The 19,070-nt window shown below is 38.0% G+C and carries 13 protein-coding genes, 1 tRNA gene and 2 rRNA genes (1 of these 16 cut by a window edge); 8 read left to right on the top strand and 8 right to left on the bottom strand.

The window, feature by feature from the left end; genetic code table 11:
• A 23S ribosomal RNA gene (locus tag IPO46_10745) occupies positions 1 to 1,577 on the top strand (it extends 1,314 nt beyond the left edge of the window).
• Between the two features lie 154 nt (positions 1,578 to 1,731).
• Positions 1,732 to 1,843 (top strand): 5S ribosomal RNA (gene rrf / locus IPO46_10750).
• A 159-nt stretch (positions 1,844 to 2,002) separates the two neighbouring features.
• Here the strand turns inward: rrf and IPO46_10755 are convergent.
• A complete protein-coding gene (locus IPO46_10755) occupies positions 2,003 to 2,146 on the bottom strand; it encodes a hypothetical protein (protein ID QQS62562.1) in 144 nt (47 codons plus the stop codon).
• Positions 2,147 to 2,345: 199 nt separating this feature from the next.
• On the opposite strand from IPO46_10755, the gene IPO46_10760 reads away from it, so the two are divergent.
• Positions 2,346 to 4,025 carry an LTA synthase family protein gene (locus IPO46_10760; GenBank protein ID QQS62563.1) on the top strand — a complete coding sequence of 560 codons (1,680 nt, stop codon included), beginning with the start codon at positions 2,346 to 2,348 and terminating at the stop codon, positions 4,023 to 4,025.
• Positions 4,026 to 4,040: 15 nt separating this feature from the next.
• Here IPO46_10760 and IPO46_10765 read toward each other — a convergent pair whose 3' ends face one another.
• The 4 genes from IPO46_10765 to IPO46_10780 all read right to left on the bottom strand — a co-directional run bounded on the left by IPO46_10765 (position 4,041) and on the right by IPO46_10780 (position 7,849).
• Entirely contained in the window at positions 4,041 to 5,375 is a 1,335-nt protein-coding gene (locus tag IPO46_10765) for a 2-oxo acid dehydrogenase subunit E2 (GenBank protein QQS62564.1), read from the bottom strand.
• 55 nt (positions 5,376 to 5,430) lie between these two features.
• A complete protein-coding gene (locus IPO46_10770; protein QQS62565.1) occupies positions 5,431 to 6,681 on the bottom strand; it encodes a CinA family nicotinamide mononucleotide deamidase-related protein in 1,251 nt (416 codons plus the stop codon).
• A 41-nt stretch (positions 6,682 to 6,722) separates the two neighbouring features.
• The gene (locus IPO46_10775; GenBank protein QQS64390.1) at positions 6,723 to 6,986 is read right to left on the bottom strand and encodes an ATP-dependent Clp protease adaptor ClpS; all 264 of its coding nucleotides are present in this window, start codon (positions 6,984 to 6,986) and stop codon (positions 6,723 to 6,725) included.
• Positions 6,987 to 7,114: 128 nt separating this feature from the next.
• Positions 7,115 to 7,849 (bottom strand): class I SAM-dependent methyltransferase, encoded by a 735-nt coding sequence (locus tag IPO46_10780; GenBank protein ID QQS62566.1) that lies wholly within the window; start codon positions 7,847 to 7,849, stop codon positions 7,115 to 7,117.
• Between the two features lie 493 nt (positions 7,850 to 8,342).
• On the opposite strand from IPO46_10780, the gene IPO46_10785 reads away from it, so the two are divergent.
• Both IPO46_10785 and IPO46_10790 read left to right on the top strand, forming a co-directional pair.
• Positions 8,343 to 8,417, top strand: a tRNA-Val gene (locus IPO46_10785).
• A 126-nt stretch (positions 8,418 to 8,543) separates the two neighbouring features.
• Positions 8,544 to 10,994, top strand: coding sequence for a TonB-dependent receptor (locus IPO46_10790; GenBank protein QQS62567.1), 2,451 nt, complete (start codon positions 8,544 to 8,546; stop codon positions 10,992 to 10,994).
• Positions 10,995 to 11,026: 32 nt separating this feature from the next.
• Here the strand turns inward: IPO46_10790 and accC are convergent, their stop codons facing one another.
• The 3 genes from accC to efp all read right to left on the bottom strand — a co-directional run bounded on the left by accC (position 11,027) and on the right by efp (position 13,712).
• Entirely contained in the window at positions 11,027 to 12,364 is a 1,338-nt protein-coding gene (gene accC / locus IPO46_10795; protein QQS62568.1) for an acetyl-CoA carboxylase biotin carboxylase subunit, read from the bottom strand.
• Between the two features lie 93 nt (positions 12,365 to 12,457).
• The gene (gene accB, locus IPO46_10800; protein ID QQS62569.1) at positions 12,458 to 12,928 is read right to left on the bottom strand and encodes an acetyl-CoA carboxylase biotin carboxyl carrier protein; all 471 of its coding nucleotides are present in this window, start codon (positions 12,926 to 12,928) and stop codon (positions 12,458 to 12,460) included.
• Positions 12,929 to 13,148: 220 nt separating this feature from the next.
• Positions 13,149 to 13,712 (bottom strand): elongation factor P, encoded by a 564-nt coding sequence (gene efp / locus IPO46_10805; GenBank protein ID QQS62570.1) that lies wholly within the window; start codon positions 13,710 to 13,712, stop codon positions 13,149 to 13,151.
• A 194-nt stretch (positions 13,713 to 13,906) separates the two neighbouring features.
• On the opposite strand from efp, the gene mdh reads away from it, so the two are divergent.
• The 3 genes from mdh (at position 13,907) to IPO46_10820 (ending at position 18,761) form a co-directional block, all read left to right on the top strand.
• Positions 13,907 to 14,842, top strand: a complete 936-nt coding sequence (gene mdh / locus IPO46_10810) for a malate dehydrogenase (GenBank protein QQS62571.1) — start codon at positions 13,907 to 13,909, stop codon at positions 14,840 to 14,842.
• A 36-nt stretch (positions 14,843 to 14,878) separates the two neighbouring features.
• Positions 14,879 to 15,772 carry a hypothetical protein gene (locus IPO46_10815; protein ID QQS62572.1) on the top strand — a complete coding sequence of 298 codons (894 nt, stop codon included), beginning with the start codon at positions 14,879 to 14,881 and terminating at the stop codon, positions 15,770 to 15,772.
• Between the two features lie 109 nt (positions 15,773 to 15,881).
• Complete coding sequence (locus tag IPO46_10820) at positions 15,882 to 18,761, top strand: choice-of-anchor L domain-containing protein (protein QQS62573.1); 2,880 nt, start codon at positions 15,882 to 15,884, stop codon at positions 18,759 to 18,761.
• Positions 18,762 to 19,070: the final 309 nt, after the last annotated feature.

Raw genomic sequence — 19,070 nt, forward strand, 5'->3', positions numbered from 1 at the left:
AAAACCTTTTCGCCGTAAACCCAAGGTTTCCTGATCAATGTTAATCAGATCAGGGTTAGTCGGGTCCTTAGGCAAACCCGAAAGGGGTAGCTGATGGCAAGTTGGTTAATATTCCAACACCTGCTTTAGATTCGATGGAGTGACGGGGTAGTGAAAGATCCGCCTGGTGACGGAATACCAGGTTAAAGGGAGTAGTTATATTTTTTACAGGCAAATCCGTAAGAAATGACGAACCTGATAGTACAGCAAAGCTTCGGCAGAGCTGATAGTGATCCTAATCAAACCTCCGAGAAAAACTTCTAAGTTATGTTTAAAGCAGCCCGTACCGCAAACCGACACAGGTGGGTGGGATGAATATTCTAAGGCGCTCGGGTGAGCCGTGGAGAAGGAACTAGGCAAATTGACGCTGTAACTTCGGGATAAAGCGTACCCTCTACGTAAGTAGAAGGTCTCAGTAAAATGGTGCAACCAACTGTTTAGCAAAAACACAGGGCCCTGCAAAATCGAAAGATGACGTATAGAGCCTGATACCTGCCCGGTGCTGGAAGGTTAAGGAAGGGTGTTCGTCGCAAGACAAAGCTCCTGACTGAAGCCCCAGTAAACGGCGGCCGTAACTATAACGGTCCTAAGGTAGCGAAATTCCTTGTCGGGTAAGTTCCGACCTGCACGAATGGTCTAATGAGTTGCACACTGTCTCCTCCACGAGCCCGGTGAAATTGTAGTATCGGTGAAGATGCCGGTTACCCGTCACGGGACGGAAAGACCCCATGAACCTTCACTACAACTTTGCATTGATTTTGAATTTTTGATGTGTAGGATAGTTGGGAGACTTTGAAGCGGTGTCGCTAGGCATCGTGGAGTCAACGTTGAAATACCAACCTTTAAACATTTAGAATCTAACCCGCCAATGGTGGGCACAGTGCATGGTGGGTAGTTTGACTGGGGTGGTCGCCTCCTAAAATGTAACGGAGGCTTGCAAAGGTTCCCTCAGTACGGTTGGTAATCGTACATAGAGCGTATTAGTATAAGGGAGCTTGACTGTGAGACTTACAAGTCGAGCAGGGACGAAAGTCGGCTAAAGTGATCCGGTGGTTCTGTATGGAAGGGCCATCGCTCAAAGGATAAAAGGTACTCTGGGGATAACAGGCTGATCTCCCCCAAGAGCTCATATCGACGGGGAGGTTTGGCACCTCGATGTCGGTTCGTCACATCCTGGGGCTGGAGAAGGTCCCAAGGGTTCGGCTGTTCGCCGATTAAAGTGGCACGTGAACTGGGTTCAGAACGTCGCAAGACAGTTCGGTCCCTATCTGTGATGGGCGTTAGTAAATTGAGAGGACATGACCTTAGTACGAGAGGACCGGGTCGTATGTACCGCTGGTGTATCTGTTGTGCCGCCAGGTGCAATGCAGAGTAGCTATGTACAGGCAGGATAAACGCTGAAAGCATCTAAGCGTGAAACCTTCCTCAAGATGAGTTTACTTTTAAGGGTCGTCGAAGACTACGACGTTGATAGGCTATAGGTATAAAGGTGGTAACATCAAAGCCGAGTAGTACTAATTACCCGTTAGCTTTATTTTTTAATTTTTTTAGGTTTTTACCAGAAAAAATACAACAAATATCTTACCCTCATTTATGACTTTTCCCAATATGATCTTATTTAGTACTTAGATTTTTAGATTTATGTATTTAAGCTTGTGTTTAACTGCTCTATACTTTGTACTATTATCTTTTTATGGTGGTTTTTCCGAGGGTGTTCACCTCTTCCCATACCGAACAGAGAAGTTAAGCCCCTCATGGCCGATGGTACTACACCAAAATGTGGGAGAGTAGGTAGCTGCCATATTCATTTAAGCCCTGACATTTTTGTCGGGGCTTTTTTATTATTTGTGTGTTAATGAGCGTTGGGCATCCAGATGAGGTGTTGCCTATCAGGATTTCGCATTGCTCAAGCTGCCATGTAAGAAAGCTATATTTTTTGTTACCTGCACAAATGAACGAAGTTTTACATTTTATTCTCTTCAAGAACTTTCTTTTTCGCCAATTCATGTTTTGCCAATTTGTTTTGTGCCGCTTTTAGCTCTGCTTTCTTTTTGGCAAATGGCGTATGAATAGGTACTTTGTATACCTGGTTCAATACATAATACATGCTATTATTTTTTAAGTACAGATTAGTTAACTTGCATAATTAACTTATGTTTTCCCGTTTATTTTTTGTTATAAAATATTGGCTGTTTTATATTCTGTTTTTTGAGCTTTGTAGGATAATTTTTCTGTTATTCAATTACAGAGAGTTTGTAACATCCGGAATAGCCAGTACAACCAGGAGCCTCATATATGGTTTGAGGATGGATATGAGTATGTCTGCCTATATCTGTATACCTATTTGTATTTTTTTGCTGTTAGGTATTTTCATACCATTCTTTTCAATTAAAAGGCTACCTATTGTTTATTCTGCTCTTATTTTATTTTTCATTATTTTAATGGTGCTTATTGATTTATACAGCTACAAGGCATGGGGATACCGTCTTGATGCCGGTTTTTTGAAATATTTAAATAATCCAAGTGAAGCATATGCCTCAATTGGTAATTTGCCTGTTTTTCGATTGGTTATAATTTTTTTTATTTGTTGGGTTATTTCAATTTGGGGTATAAATCGGTTTATCGTTAGAAATTTCAATTTAATTCCTCTCAATCAATTTAAGTGGCAAAATGTATTGGGTTTGCTTTTTATTATGGGCATTGCTATTATTCCCATTCGGGGTGGGTTACAGTTGGCTCCTTTAAACCAAAGTGGGGTTTATTTCAGTAATAATAATTTCAGTAATATTTCTGCAATAAATGCTTCCTGGAATTTTATGTACACCTTAAACCACCATACTGACAATACCGTTAATCCATATATTTATTTAGAGACAGCGAGAGCAAATAAAATAGTGGATAGTTTATATCATTCATCTTCAGTTTCTTCTTTAAAGTTCAATATGCCTAAGAAAAATGTTATTATTTTGGTATGGGAGAGCTTTACTGAAAAAGCATTACATATTGAAAAGGATGGCAAGGTAATTACTCCAGGATTTAATCAGTTGAAAAATGAAGGCATTTATTTTTCAGACATTTTTGCAAGCGGGGACAGAACAGATAAAGGGATTGTAGCTGTGTTAAGCGGATATCCCTCTCAGCCGACTACATCAATAGTTAAGGTTCCTTCAAAAGCTTCAAAACTTCCAATTTTAAGTAAAGAATTTAAAATGGAAGGATATAATACCGCTTTTTATTATGGCGGCGAACTTGAATTTGCCAATATGAAAGCCTATTTAACCGGGGGAAATTTTGATAAGTATGTAACTGTTTCAAATTTTAGAAATGAAGATAAAAATTCAAAATGGGGTGCACATGACGGAGTTGTTGGGGATAAGTTCTTAAGGGATATATTATTGGAGAAAGAGCCTTTTTTTTATGTGTGGCTAACACTGAGTAGCCATGAGCCTTTTGAAACACCGGTACCTGTTACTATAATTGGAGATGATGACGGAAGCAAATTTTTAAATTCTTTGCATTATACCGATTCTATTGTTTTTAGTCTGATCAATGAGTTTAAAAAGCAAATTTGGTGGAAAAATACAATAGTTGCAATTGTTGCAGACCATGGGCACAGGATGCCCTCTACCGGGAAAAAGATTGATGACTTTAAAATTCCTATGTTATTAATTGGGGGTGGGTTGAAACCTTCGATAATTGATAAAACAGGCTCTCAAACAGATTTGGCGGCGACCCTACTTAATGAATTAGGAATGGATTATAAAAAATATGACTGGAGCAAGAACTTACTCGACAGCACAATTAATCCATGGGCTTATTTTAGTTTTAATAATGGATTTGGGTTTATTAACAACAGTAATAAATATATTGTTTTTGATAATACCGGCAAGTTTATCATTGAGCAGACAGGTAATGTAGATAGTAGCTTAATTTTTGCAGGTAAGGCAATGCAACAACTAAGTTTCCAGAGTTATCTTGATAAATAAGCCGTTTATATTTTTTTAAAAAGAATGGTTGGGGTCAAAATTTTCTAATTCTTTACTTACTGCATTTAAGAAAGTGCTGCCCAATGCGCCATCAATAATCCGGTGATCATAGCTAAGGGAAATATACATCATGTGCCTGATAGCAATACTATCTCCCTGTGGGGTTTCAATTACAACGGGCCTTTTTTTAATAGCGCCTACAGCCATAATGGCTACCTGGGGTTGATTAATAATAGGAGTACCCATTATGCTCCCAAAACTTCCTACGTTGGTTAAAGTAAAGGTTCCTCCAGCAGTTTCATCGGGTTTTAATTTACCGTTTCGGGCATTATTGGCAAGCGAGTTTACCTGTTTTGTAATGCCAACAAGGTTTAACTGATCGGCGTTGCGAATAACCGGTACAATTAAATTTCCATTGGGGAGAGCGGTAGCCATTCCAATATTTATATCTTTTTTAATGATGATTTTATCGCCATCAACAGAGCTATTAAGCCAGGGATATTTTTTAAGGCATTTAATTACTGCTTCAATAAATAGTGGAGTAAAGGTTATTTTTTCGTTTTCCCGCTTTTCGAATTCTTTTTTTATTTTACCACGCCATAATACAAGGTTGGTTACATCACATTCAGCAAAGCTGGTAACATGTGCGCTGGTATGCTTGCTATCCACCATGTGCTTAGCAATCATTTTACGCATACGGTCCATTTCAATAATTTCTACATTTCCCTGGTAAACTGCAGGAAGATTGGTTTCAGCAGGTTTTAGGTTCCTGGGTATTTCTGTATTGGTTGTCATAACCGGTTGTTCAACTCTGGTAAATGAACTATGGGTATTGGTTTGTTTATTAGAAGCTACATACGCTAAAATATCCTTTTTGCTCACTCTGCCTTCTTGCCCTGTGCCGGGTATCGTTTCCAGTTGTGCCATGCTGATACCTTCACTTTGAGCAATATTTAAAACTAACGGCGAATAAAATTTGGGACTATTTGAATTTGAAGATACCGGAGTAGTAGGCTGGTAAGGAATATCGCTTAGGATATTTGCTTCTTCATATTGCACTGCTGGCCCTGGCGCTGTGGATGGGGCTGCAACTGTAGTGGGCTGTGCATTGCCTACTGTTATCCTAGCAATTACTGTACCAATTGGCACTACATCATTTTCTTTAAACAATAATTCTGCAATGGTACCAGCAGCGGTACTGGGTACTTCGCTATCCACTTTGTCAGTAGCAATATCCAATACTGTTTCATCCATGGCCACACTCTCTCCCGGTTTTTTGTGCCATTTTAAAATGGTTGCTTCCATAATACTTTCGCCAAGCTTGGGCATAACCAAATCTACTGAACTCATATAGCTGCAAATTTATTTTGTACGAACAAAAGTACTAATTTCGGCATAATTGGCATTAGTTGTTTTCTACTATGAATTTGCGGAGGAGGTTTAAGGCATTTAATGCGGTTAAATGAATATTTTGTTGCCTGCCCAACCGGAAATGGAATTTTTGGGTAATACATTTTTGATTATTACCAGCAGCAACCCATACCGTGCCCACAGGTTTATCAGCGCTTCCTCCACCGGGGCCCATTATTCCTGAAACAGCAATAGCATAATCAGCATCCATAACATTTAAAACCCCGGTTAGCATTTCCTGCACCGTGTTTTTGCTTACTGCGCCATGCTGAACTATTGTATTTTTATTTACTTTGAGTACTTTTTCTTTTGCCTGGTTACTGTAACCTACTACCGATCCTTTAAAAAAATTCGACGCACCGGGAATGCTCGTAAGTAAGTGTGCAATATACCCGCCTGTGCAACTTTCGGCTGTTGCCAAAGTTTTATTTTGGGTTATTAAAATTTCGGCAATAACTTCCTGCAATGGCTGATCTTTATTTGTTACTAAAAATTCTTTAGTTAATTGCTGGAGCCATTCAAATGCATCATTAATTACGGATTCTATTTTATCATTTGCTGATGCAGCTGCGGAAAGCCTTAACCGAACCATGCCATAAGCTGGCAGGTAGGCCAATTTAATATATGCCGGCAGCGATGCTTCAAAATTTTTTATTTTTTCTGCAAGGGCAGATTCCCCAATACCTACAGTAAGCAGTGTTTTATGGATGATTTGAGCAGCTATAAATTGCTTTTTAATTAATGGGATCACCTCATCAAGCATTAAACCCTTCATTTCGTGGGGAACGCCGGGCATGCTGATGAAAATTGTATTGTTCTTTTCAAATACCATTCCCGGTGCAGTGCCTAGTTTATTTTGTAAAACCCGGCAACAATCCGGCACTTCTGCCTGGCATCTATTTACAGGCGTTACCGGTTTTTTAAATACTTTTTCAAATAAATAATTTACATTTTCCAATGCTGCTTCATTTACCTTCATTTTTGCATTAAAATATTCGCAGAGTGTAGTTTTTGTAATATCATCAGATGTTGGCCCAAGACCGCCGGTAATTAAAATAATATGAGCATGTACCTGTTCTTCATTAAGCGCAGTAATAATCGCCTTTTTTTCATCGGCAATTGCCACACGCCTTACCACTTTAAATCCTGAAAGATTGAGTTGTTGTGCCATCCAGGCGCTATTGGTGTCTATAACCTGGCCGATTAATAATTCATCGCCAATGGTAATAATGGAAATATCGGGCATTAAAAAGAAAAATTGAATAGGATAAATTTACGCAAGAATATTTAAGCGTAGGTTTTTTCAATTGTGGCGCTTATTTGGCGGTCGAGAATAGCGGTTTTCAGCGGTTCTAAAAAATCAAAATCACCTTTTTTTACTTCGCATTTGCCTTTATAGTGTATTATTAAGGAACATTGCTCTGCCTGTATTGAAGAATGGTCGCAAACTTCTATCAAAGTTTCAATTACCCATTCAAATGTATTTACATCATCATTCCAAACGATAAGAGTATACCTTGGTGCTTCAAATGAGCAATCTAAATAACCTATATCTTCTTCTTCTTTTAAAGGATAGGCTAATGTGCTATATGAAAGTGTAGTGTTAATGGCTGATTATTATAGCAACAAAAATAAATATTTTCACAGAAAAAAGCAACTTAATCTCAAAGCCGTTGATGTTATTTTTTTTGCATTTTAGATTTAAAAACGCTTTTGCATATTTCTTTAAAAGCAATGGCAGATTCTTTTAACTCCTGGCCCATGCTTCTTTTTGGAAAAAAATCATTGGCCCATTCTGGTTTCCAGCCGTTGGAAAAATATTGTCTTATGGATGGGTCGCTGGGTTCAATTTCGTAGAGAAAATTATTTTCCCATTCAATACGAATAGTCATAAGATTGGGATGTGTTCTTTCGGTAATTTTAAAACCCATGCTATTTTTGGGTAAATATTCCTGAACCAAATCACCCAGATAATAACCATTGGATACGAAACCCAGCATTTTTTTATCTACCAGGTATAAAGTGTTATTGTGTTCATGTAAAATCCATTTATGAGATTCTCTGGGCGCCAGTACTTCTCCTAATAAAGATGGAGTTTCCAGGTAGCCTTTTTTCCCTACCCTGAATATTTCACTTAAAAACTGAACGGGGTTTTCAACATGCTCCAATACATGGCAACAAATTACATAGTCAAATTCATTGTCATGGAAAGGGAGTTTTTCCCCATCGGCATTTATGAATTTTTGGTTGTTAAGTACTTTTATATCGCCGCTCCTGTGATAATTGGTATCGGTATATTTATCCACTACAACGTTGGCCCTCGGATGTGGGTTATGTCCGCCGCCTACATCCAGCACTTTAGAACTCTTACTTATGTTAAGGTGAAACCTGCTTTTTGGATTTCTGATTTTCATTTTTGGCCAGAAAGTTTTGTTTTCATTAACTGAAATAATGACTTATTATTGTTTATTTTATATAAGATTGCCAAAAATAATAAAGCCTGCTTAAAAAGGGCAGAAATGTATTAAAAACTACAATTTTATTTTTAAAACAGGCTGAAAATAAAACGGTTATTATTTTCTGTAAATTATTTTTCCTAATGCAATTTACCCTTATCTTTGCCACCCGAAAAAAGGTAATATCTTTAAAGAAAGATATTGGTTGCTTTACGATGCTCAGTTGGTTTAGAGCATCCCGACGTTTACAGTCGGGAGGATTGGCGGTAAAACAACAAAGAAGAATATTGGGAGTTTAGCTCAGTTGGTTTAGAGCATCCCGACGTTTATAGTCGGGAGGATTGGCGGTAAAACAACAAAGAAGAATATTGGGAGTTTAGCTCAGTTGGTTTAGAGCATCCCGACGTTTACAGTCGGGAGGATTGGCGGTAAAACAACAAAGAAGAATATTGGGAGTTTAGCTCAGTTGGTTTAGAGCATCTGCCTTACAAGCAGAGGGTCGGCGGTTCGACCCCGTCAACTCCCACAAAAGGTTCCAGGTTTACCCGGGGCCTTTTTTGTTAAAGCCATTTGTCATGGATAAATTCCATTTAAATATTTAATAGTATTTAAATATTTTCACAAAGTAATTTTGACCTATCAAAAAATAATAATGAAAAAATCTGCCCTTTTTGTATTCTTTGTTACTTCTTTACTTGTTGCCAATGCACAAAAAATTAGTGGAAGTATTAAAAAGGATGCCAGTGAAGCAGCTTCTTCTGCTACAATTGCTCTATTAAAAAATAGCGATTCTACTATTCTAAAATATGCCATTGTTAAAAAGGATGGAAATTTTGAGTTGATCAATATTGCGGCTGGTATTTATCTTTTAAAAGCGAGCCATATTGGTTATAAAACTCTTTATGTTCCTGTTGATTTTCAATCTACGGATTTATTGCTCAAGCCCATTGTACTTAAAAAAGAGGAAACAAATCTTGCTGGTGTTACCGTATCTTCTGCAAAACCTATTATAGAAGTTAAAGCCGATAAAACCATTTTGAATGTGGAGGGTACAATAAATGCTACCGGAAATGATGGATTGGAATTGTTGCGTAAATCACCGGGAGTAATGATTGATAAAGATGATAACATAAGCCTTGCAGGTAAAAATGGGGTAAACGTTTACATTGATGGGAAACCATCACCACTTTCAGGCGCTGACCTTACCAATTATTTAAAGAGCTTGCAGAGTTCTCAAATGGAATCAATTGAAATTATAACCAACCCTTCTGCCAAGTATGATGCAGCAGGTAATGCAGGAATTATCAACATAAAATTAAAAAAGAATAAAACCTTTGGCACCAATGGTAATTTTAATGCCGGGTTCAACCAGGGATTTTATCCAAAGTTTAATGCTGGCTTAGGTCTCAACCACCGCAATAAAAATATTAATGTATTTGGCACTTACAATTATAATAACGGTAAGAGCAGGATGCAAATTAACAGCAGAAAAGAGCAACTGGATACTTTATTTGTGCAGAACAATGTAATGAATTTTAAAAATAACACCCATGGGTTTAAAGTGGGAGCCGATTATTTTTTAAACAAAAAAAGTACCATTGGTGCAGTGGTGAATGGCAATTTCTCCGATATGGAATTTACTACTTCGGGGCCTATGTATTTTACTGAAATATCAAGCGGCACCCAGGTAAAAGTTATGAATGCTACCAATGATAATAAAATGCCCCGGAATGATGTGAATGCCAATTTGAATTACCGGTTTTCTGCTGGCGGTAAAGAATTTAGCATAGATGCAGATTACGGTTTTTACAATATTAAATCGGATCAATACCAACCCAATTTCTATTACGATGGTACAGGAACGGTGGAAACTAACCGGGCCATTTATAATATGGTTGCACCAACCAATATTGACATAGCTACCCTAAAATCAGATTATGAACAGGATTTTAAAGGCGGTAAACTGGGTATTGGTGGTAAAACCAGTTTTGTGAAAACCAATAACAACTTTAAAAGTTATAATGTTTTTACGACTGGAAATGTTTTAGACACAGGCAAGAGCAACAAATTTGACTATAAAGAAAATATTAATGCACTTTATGTAAACTATGCCAGGCAGTATAAAAAAGGCTTTATGGTTCAACTTGGATTGAGGGCAGAAAACACCAACCTTACTGGAACATCGAATGGATACAGGTGGGATACCAATAGCTGGGAGAAATATGATACCACATTTAAAAGAAACTATACCGGGCTTTTTCCCAGCGCTGCTGTAACTTTTAATAAAAACCCCATGAAGCAGTGGACTTTTTCTTACAGTAGGAGGATTGACAGGCCAGCTTACCAGGATTTAAACCCATTTGAGTTCAGGCTCAACGAATATTCTTATATGAAAGGCAATACCGACCTGAGGCCGCAATACACCAATAGTTTTGGGGTGACCAATGTGTATAAGTATAAACTTACCACTTCATTTAACTATAGCCATGTAAAAGATATTTTTGCCCGTGTACCCGATACAACTGATAAAACAAAAGGGTTTTTAACCAAAAAGAATTTGGCTACACAGGATATTTTTGCCTTGAATATCAGTTATCCTTTCCAGTATAAGAAATACAGTTTTTTTGCAACCCTCAACTCCAACTATGCCCATTACCAGGCCGACTTTGGCGGTGGTGACCGGAACATTGATTTAAAAGTTTTCGCCCTTACCTACTATATGCAAAATAGTTTCAAATTTGGTAAAGGATGGACAGGAGAGCTTTCTGGTTTATATATTTCACCATCGGTATGGCAGGGAACCATAAAGTCAGATGCCATGGGTATGGTGGATGTAGGCCTTCAAAAAACAATCTTAAAAAATACCGGCAACATAAAACTTGTAGTGAGTGATATTTTTAAAACTATGAAATGGGGAGGGAAATCTGATTTTGCCGGTGTAAGCAGTACGTTTAACGGCCATGGTGAATTAACCCAGGTGAAATTAAATTTTAGCTACAGATTTGGTAACAGCCAGGTAAAAGCTGCACGCCAGCGTAAAAGCGCCATAGAAGATGAAAATAAACGTACCCAGCAAAGCGGCGGACAAATGGGCGGCAATTAATATTGTGTAAACTAAATTTTGGGGTTAAGTATTTATTGCATTTTAAACGATTCCATAAACTTGGTAGTGAAGTTACCATTGCGGAAATCTTCGTTTTCCATCAATTGTAAATGAAAGGGAATGGTGGTTTTAATTCCTTCAATTACATATTCACTAAGCGCCCTTTGCATGGTATCCAGCGCTTCTTCTCTTGTACGGGCAACAGCAATTAATTTTCCAATCATGCTATCGTAGTATGGTGGAATAGTATAGCCGGCATACACATGGCTATCTACTCTTACGCCGTGGCCACCTGGGGTATTTAATACGGTAATTTTTCCAGGGCTTGGTCTAAAATCATTATATGGATCTTCTGCATTTATGCGGCATTCAATAGCATGCATTTGAGGCAGGTAATTGTTACCGCTTACTTTTTCGCCGGCGGCAATTTTAATTTGTTCTTTAATAAGGTCAAAGTTTATTACTTCTTCTGTAACGCAGTGTTCTACCTGGATACGGGTATTCATCTCCATAAAATAAAAATTACGGTGCTTATCTACCAGGAACTCAATGGTGCCTACGCCTTCATAGCTGATAGATGCAGCGGCTTTAATTGCAGCTTCTCCCATTTTATGCCTGAGTTCATCTGTCATAAAGGGTGATGGTGATTCTTCCACAAGTTTTTGATGCCTGCGCTGTATGCTGCAATCTCTTTCACTTAAATGACAAACATTACCGTATTGATCGCCGGCAACCTGTATTTCAATATGCCTGGGTTCTTCTACATATTTTTCCATGTAGATGCCGTCGTTTTTAAAAGATGCCGCCGCTTCAATTTTTGCCGACTCATATGCCTTTTCAATATCTTCTTCTTTCCATACAACCCTCATGCCTTTACCGCCACCGCCTGCAGTAGCTTTTAAAATAATCGGAAACCCAATTCTTACTCCTTCTTTTTTGGCTTGGTACACACTTTCCAATAAGCCTTCTACGCCAGGAACAACGGGAACACCGGCATTTATCATTGTTTGCTTAGCGGTTACTTTATCGCCCATGGCCGTAATCATTTCGGGTGTAGGGCCAATAAACTTTATACCATGTTTGGTGCAAATTTCTGCAAACCTTGCATTTTCTGCCAAAAAACCATAGCCGGGGTGAATGGCGTCGGCATTAGTAATTTCAACGGCTGCAATAATATTAGGTATGTTTAAATAACTATCGGCACTGGCTGGCTTGCCAATACAAACCGCTTCATCGGCAAACTTTACGTGTAAACTGTCTTTATCTGCTGTGGAATAAACCGCTACGGTTTTTATACCCATTTCCTTGCAGGTACGAAGGATACGAAGGGCAATTTCGCCCCGGTTTGCGATTAATATTTTTTTAAACACTGGTTAAAAGTTAATAGTTAAAAATCAAAAAAAATGAGTAACTGAGAAAAACCTGAATAAAGTATGGATACTTTAGGAATGAATTTTGGGTTTTTAATTAGGTTCTACAAGAAATAGGGGTTGATCGTACTCTACAGGGCTGGCATTTTCTACTAATATTTTTACAATTTTACCACTCACTTCACTTTCAATTTCATTAAAAAGCTTCATGGCTTCAATAATGCAAACAACTTTGCCGGGAGTTACCTCATCGCCTACATTTGCAAACAAAGGCTTACCAGGGCCAGCCTGGCGGTAAAAAGTGCCAATCATTGGGCTTTTGATTGTAATGAGATTGTCTTGCTTGGGTTCCTGGGCAGCAGCCGGTGGTTTGTCTTTTGAAATAGCCGGTGCAGGAACTGCCTGGCTTACTGCAGGAGCAGCTGCAGCATTTGTATAAATGGTTTGATTAGGGTCTTTTTTTTGTTTGATGGTAATTTTGGTACCATCTTCCTCAATAGTTATTTCACCAATATTGGTTTTATTTACCAGTTTTACCAGTTCCTGAATTTGTTTAATGTCCATTTTTAATATTTAATATTATTAATTGAAATGGGAAACGGGAAGCTAAGGTAAGGAAAATGATATTGAACCAGGAAGTTTATTTTTTGAGTTTTTCACTAAAAATGCCCTTTTTTTGGGTAAAACTGGGCAAAAATCATTAAAAAGTGCTGTTTTTAGTAAAAAAAAGAAAACCAGCAAATACTGGTTTTAATATAAGGTTGTAGGAGTTCTTGATTAATAATTACTTTACCCTTTCTACGTATTCCCCGGTTTTTGAGTTAATTCTTATGAGTTCGCCTTCATTTACAAATAAAGGTACATTTATAGATGCCCCGGTTTCTAAAGTTGCAGGCTTGAGGGTACGGGTTGCAGTATCCCCTTTTATTCCAGGCTCACTGTAAGTAACCATTAATACTATTTTATCGGGCAGTTCCACACCCATTGGCAGTTCTGTTTCCCCGTTAATGAGTACAGAAACTTCCTGGCCTTCTTTTAAAAATGCGGGTGCATCTACCATTTCTTCGGCAACAGTAATTTGTTCAAAAGTTTCATTATCCATAAAGCTATAACCCGAATCATCTTTATATAAAAATTGGAAAGCTTTTCTTTCCACTCTTACAGGATAAATAGTTTCGCCGCTGTTCCAAGTTTGTTCAATGGTACGGCTATTATCTACTCCTTTTAATTTGGCCCAAACTTTAGCTGCAGCACGTGCCGTTTTATTTTGCCCAAATTCTATTACGGAATATAGGTTGCCGTCAATTTTTAAAATCAGGCCACTCCTGATATCTGCTGTTGTTGCCATAAAATTTTATTATTTTGAGGCTGCAAAAGTAGCAAACCCTTATTTAATTGCGAAATTGAATTCTGGTGAAAATAAGTGCCATTAACTCAAAAATTAAAAGACTTTTGAGGATATTTCTTTAATAAACTTACTACTTAACGTGTGCTATCCTTTACCTTTGCAAGCAGTTTATAAAAAGATAAAACTGATAAATTATGAAAGTAACCGTAGTAGGTGCAGGCGCAGTAGGAGCAACCTGTGCCGATAATATTGCCCGTAAACAAATTTGTGACGAATTGGTAATTGTAGATATTAAGGAAGGTTTTGCAGAAGGTAAAGCCATGGACTTATCGCAAACTGCTCAAATTGAAGGCTTTGATACCAAAATAACTGGAAGCACCAATGATTACAGCAAAACAGCCGGAAGTACGGTTGCCGTAATTACTTCGGGCATTCCTCGTAAACCCGGTATGACGAGGGAAGAACTGATTGGTATTAATGCGGGAATTGTAAAATCTGTTACTGAAAACATTTTAAAATATTCTCCCGATTGTATTATTATTGTTATCAGCAACCCAATGGATACCATGGCTTATTTATCCATAATGAGCAGTGGGCTTCCCAAAAACAGGATTATTGGAATGGGAGGAATTTTAGATAGTGCAAGGTTCCGTTATTTTTTAAGTAAGGCAATAGGATGTTCGCCAAATGATTTACAGGCAACAGTAATAGGTGGCCATGGAGATACTACCATGATTCCCTTAACCAGGCTGGCTACTTATTGTGGCACACCAGTTGCTCATTATTTAAGTGAAGAAGCTTTGAAAAAAGTTGCTGCAGATACAATGGTAGGTGGTGCAACACTTACCGGCTTGTTAGGCACTTCGGCATGGTATGCACCAGGAGCCGCAGGAGCATCGCTTGTAGAAGCTATTGTAAGAGATGAAAAGAAAATGATGCCATGCTGTGTTTACCTTGATGGGGAATACGGCCAAAAAGATATTTGTATTGGAGTACCGGTAATTATTGGCCGAAATGGTTGGGAAAAAATTGTAGATTACAAGCTTAATGAAGAAGAGCAGGCATTATTTAGCAAGAGTGCAGAAGCCGTAAGAAATATGAATAATATACTTTCTACTTTAAATGTGTAGATTTTTTTTAAAAAATAAATTTGAAAAAACCTGTTTATGCGTAAATCAAACCTGGCATTTATTGCCATTTTGCTGAGTTTTGTTTTTCTGGCCTGTCAGAAAGAATTAAGTTTTGGCAATTCAAGCTTCTTAGGCAACTTTACAGCTACCATTGACAGTACCAATTGGGAGGCTACAACCATAAAAGAAATAACCCGGCAGGCTGGTACCATTGCCATTACCGGAAAAAGTTCTAATGGTAATATAATTGTTCTAAGGGTTGCCGATTCCGGGGTACATACCTACGGCTTTCATAATTTAAGTGCAAGCAATGTAGCTGTTTATACCGATGCTGCTTCAGGAAATACAAATGTATTTACTACCAATCAATGGGATTTACCCGGGAATTACGGTTCCTTACAAATTATTTCAATTGACACAGTAAATAAAGTAATGAGTGGCACGTTTAGTTTTAGGGCATACCGGCAGTTCGATTCCCTACAACATATTATTTCTAATGGAATTTTCACAAATATTCCATATACCACATCCAATCCTTTACCCTCTGCTACAGATACATTTAGGGTTAAAGTTGACGGCACTCCATTTACCTATAATTCTCTTACAGGAATTGCAACAGGGGCGCCACTTGATCAAATTGCCATTACTGCATTACAAGGCACTGTTGCACCGGTAGTAGGTTTAACCTTACCTTCTTCTGTAACAACAGGAAATTATACTTTTGAAGATGTAGCAAGTACTATCATTGCGTTATATAATCCTTCCGAAACAATGAGCCTTTTGGCAGACAGTGGCAATATCCAAATTTTGGAACATAATACAGTAACCAAAAGAATAAGGGGAAATTTTGATTTTAAAGCAACACCTCTACTTTCAGATTCGCCAAAAGCTGTATTAACAGAAGGTTATTTTTCAATTATTTATCAATAATTACAAGGGAACTAAAAAATTTGCAATGCCGGTTTGTCCGGCATTTTTTTTAATTTCTTTTTGGCGCTGCTATTATAAAAGGTTAATTTTAATGCTCTAAAATTGCTCTATGCAAATATTTTTACCCAAAAAAATTGTACTCCTGTTTTTTTTCTGTTTTTTTTCTGTTTTATCAATTGCACAGCTTAACATTACGCCACAAACTACTGCCAATGCCTTAGCGCAAAGTTTGGTAGGCACTGGTATTACTATTAGCAATGTAACTTTTACCGGCAACCCTTTAATGGCTGGTTATTTCAGGGCGCAAAACAATGCTGGATTGGGAATAGATACAGGTATTGTACTTACTAATGGCCGGGCAAAAACTACAGGCGGCAATACCGGGGTAAATGACGATGCAGGGCAATTAGCTTCTACGGGCTGGAGCCTTGCAGGCGATGCCAACCTTGCCACAGCAATAAGTTCACCGGTAGGTGATTTGCATGATGCCTGTATTTTGGAGTTTGACTTTGTTCCATTGGGTGATTCCATAAAATTTAATTACGTATTTAGTTCGGAGGAATATACACCGGCTTTTGCCTGCCCCGATTTATCGGGCGGCGGTTATAATGACGCATTTGCATTTTTTATTTCGGGCCCTGGATTTCCTACCTTACAAAATATTGCTCTGGTACCAGGTACTTCATTGCCTGTTTCAATATTTAATGTAAATAATGTACCCGATTTTTCCGGCACAGCGCTTTGCCCTAATAACCCAACTTATTATGTTGATAACCCAAGCAATGCATATTTTTCTCATGATGGCCACACTACAGTATTAAGGGCTTTAGCCGTGGTACAACCCTGCCAAACCTATCATTTAAAATTAGTTATTTCCGATGTTGGCGATGGCGTTTGGGATAGCGGAGTATTTTTAGAAGCCGGAAGCTTAAGTTCAAATATTTTGGCATTAACAACCGTTACCGATTTAGATACTTCAGGAATTAATTACCTGGTAGAAGGTTGCCGCCCTGGAACAATCACCATTAAAAGGCAAAGCATAACCCCGTTTCCACAAGTGGTAAATTTATACTATAACGGTACTGCAATTAATGGTGTAGATGTACAAACTTTGCCGCCTTCAGTAACAATTCCGGCAAACCAGGATAGTGTGTTATTAAATTTAATACCCATTGTAGATAATGTAGAAGAAGGAATTGAGCTATTGGAAATAAGTAATTTGCCGCCCTGTGCAAGTACGGGCTCACCACAAAATACCATTATTATACAAATAAGGGATTACGATACCCTTACCATTGGCCCCGGACGTAACCCTGATACGGCATTTATTTGCCGTAATGCTGTATTGCCATTAGTGGCAAACAGTGGTTATACAAACTATGACTGGACACCCAATATTAACTTAAGTAATGCCAATATTCAAAATCCTTTAGCTACACTTACCGATTCCATAGCAAATTATTTTTGCACAGCTACCGTAGGCACTTGTGTGGCCAAAGATTCTTTGAATATAAAATGGAAGCAAATATGGCTGCAATCAAAAACCGATATTCTATGTAATAATGGAACTACCGGAAAAATATTGGTTCGCACCAGTACCGGATGGCAAGCACCTGTTGTGTTTCAGGCAAATTCAGGCGCATGGCAAAGTTCACCACTGTTTAATAACCTTTCTGAGGGCAATTATGTAGTACGTGTAAAGGATGCATCGGGTTGTATGGATAGTATTGTTGTAAACCTGGTACAATCTTACCCGGATTTATTAGTAAATGCCATAGATACCACTTTTGCTTCCTGTTCCGGAAATCCGGATGCTACCATTACGATTCAAGCAGGTGGTGGAAGAACGCCTTATACGTATTCCATAAATAACGGAACGGTAAGTACTCCGTTCCAGGCTTCAAATATTTTCAATGTATTACAGGGAAATTATACCATTACTATAAAAGATGCCAATGGCTGTATTGTAACAGACCTACGAACAATAGCATTAAAAAACGATTTAACAATGAGTTTTACCGGCGTGCCTGTAATTTGTGAAGGAACCAGCAGTAACCCTTTACCACTGGTTTCAAATGCTATCAGTTATTTATGGTGGCCATCAGGAGGCTTAAGCAGCACTAATGTAAAAAATCCCATTGCCAACCCGGTAGTTACCACAAAATATTATGTAAAAGGTACAAAAGGGGTTTGTATTTCTACAGATAGTATTATAGTAAATGTAAACCCTGCGCCAATTCCCAATGCCGGGGCCGATAAAACGATTTGCTTTGGAGGAAATACAAGCCTCACAGGAAGTGGCGGAACACAATTTAACTGGAGGCCGGTAACTTATCTTGACGATATTCATGCCGCATCACCCAATGTTATAAATCCAATAGATAATAAATCCTATTACCTCGAAGTTATAGATGTAAACGGATGTATTTCTTTGTTTGAAGATACAGTTAAACTTTCTGTTACACCTGCAGTAAAATTATTTGCAGGTTACGATACGGTAGCGGCAATGGGCCAGCCCGTTCAGTTATTTGCATACGAAGTAGGGAATAGTGGTGTAATAAGGTACAGCTGGGAGCCTTCCACCGGATTAAATGATGCAACTATTGGAAGCCCGGTAGCAACATTGTACAACGATGTAGTATATTATGTTACGGGTTATACCAGTGAAAACTGTAAAGGCAGCGCCGTAGTAAAAGTAAAAGTGTACAAAGGGCCAGATATTTATGTGCCTACAGCATTTACACCCAATGGTGATGGTTTAAATGATTTACTAAAAGCCATTCCTGTAGGTATGAAAATAAACCAATACTTTAAAATTTATAACCGCTGGGGGCATCAGGTATTTGCTACATCTGATTTTCACAGGGGATGGAACGGCAGGCTTAAAGATGGAAATGTTTCTACCGGCACTTATGTATGGGTTGCTCAGGGTATTGATTATTTAGGCAGAACTGTTTTTAGAAGAGGTTCTGTATTAGTTCTTCCTTAACAGTTTTTGAAGAAAAATTAAGTAACAGGCAATAGAATAAAATCCAGTTGCCTTTTTAATTGATTGTTTTTTATATAGTAAAGTATTGACTTGTTTTCCCCAAACGTAAGTATTTAGCTCAAAATCAGATATTTAGAATTTTTATTTGTAAAAGTGAACATTTTTTATATTTTTGCAGTTCTATCCGCTGTATGAAATAATTCATCATCCTTGAAAATCTACAATAAGAGATTTGCACTCCCCTAACAATGCATCTTCTCCACAAAATCTGATATTTCCTAAGTATTCTGCACACTTAAAGTTTATCTG

The organism is Chitinophagaceae bacterium (assembly GCA_016699815.1).
GTDB lineage: Bacteria > Bacteroidota > Bacteroidia > Chitinophagales > Chitinophagaceae > Ferruginibacter.

What these genes read in the sequence shown, in the direction of transcription:
- IPO46_10760 (QQS62563.1), top strand. Translation starts at nt 2,346, where the DNA reads ATGGATATGAGTATGTCTGCCTATATCTGTATACCTATTTGTATTTTT.
- IPO46_10780 (QQS62566.1), bottom strand. Translation starts at nt 7,849, where the DNA reads ATGAAAATCAGAAATCCAAAAAGCAGGTTTCACCTTAACATAAGTAAG.
- IPO46_10820 (QQS62573.1), top strand. Translation starts at nt 15,882, where the DNA reads ATGCAAATATTTTTACCCAAAAAAATTGTACTCCTGTTTTTTTTCTGT.
- IPO46_10815 (QQS62572.1), top strand. Translation starts at nt 14,879, where the DNA reads ATGCGTAAATCAAACCTGGCATTTATTGCCATTTTGCTGAGTTTTGTT.
- IPO46_10755 (QQS62562.1), bottom strand. Translation starts at nt 2,146, where the DNA reads ATGTATTATGTATTGAACCAGGTATACAAAGTACCTATTCATACGCCA.
- IPO46_10790 (QQS62567.1), top strand. Translation starts at nt 8,544, where the DNA reads ATGAAAAAATCTGCCCTTTTTGTATTCTTTGTTACTTCTTTACTTGTT.
- accB (QQS62569.1), bottom strand. Translation starts at nt 12,928, where the DNA reads ATGGACATTAAACAAATTCAGGAACTGGTAAAACTGGTAAATAAAACC.
- mdh (QQS62571.1), top strand. Translation starts at nt 13,907, where the DNA reads ATGAAAGTAACCGTAGTAGGTGCAGGCGCAGTAGGAGCAACCTGTGCC.
- IPO46_10770 (QQS62565.1), bottom strand. Translation starts at nt 6,681, where the DNA reads ATGCCCGATATTTCCATTATTACCATTGGCGATGAATTATTAATCGGC.
- efp (QQS62570.1), bottom strand. Translation starts at nt 13,712, where the DNA reads ATGGCAACAACAGCAGATATCAGGAGTGGCCTGATTTTAAAAATTGAC.
- IPO46_10765 (QQS62564.1), bottom strand. Translation starts at nt 5,375, where the DNA reads ATGAGTTCAGTAGATTTGGTTATGCCCAAGCTTGGCGAAAGTATTATG.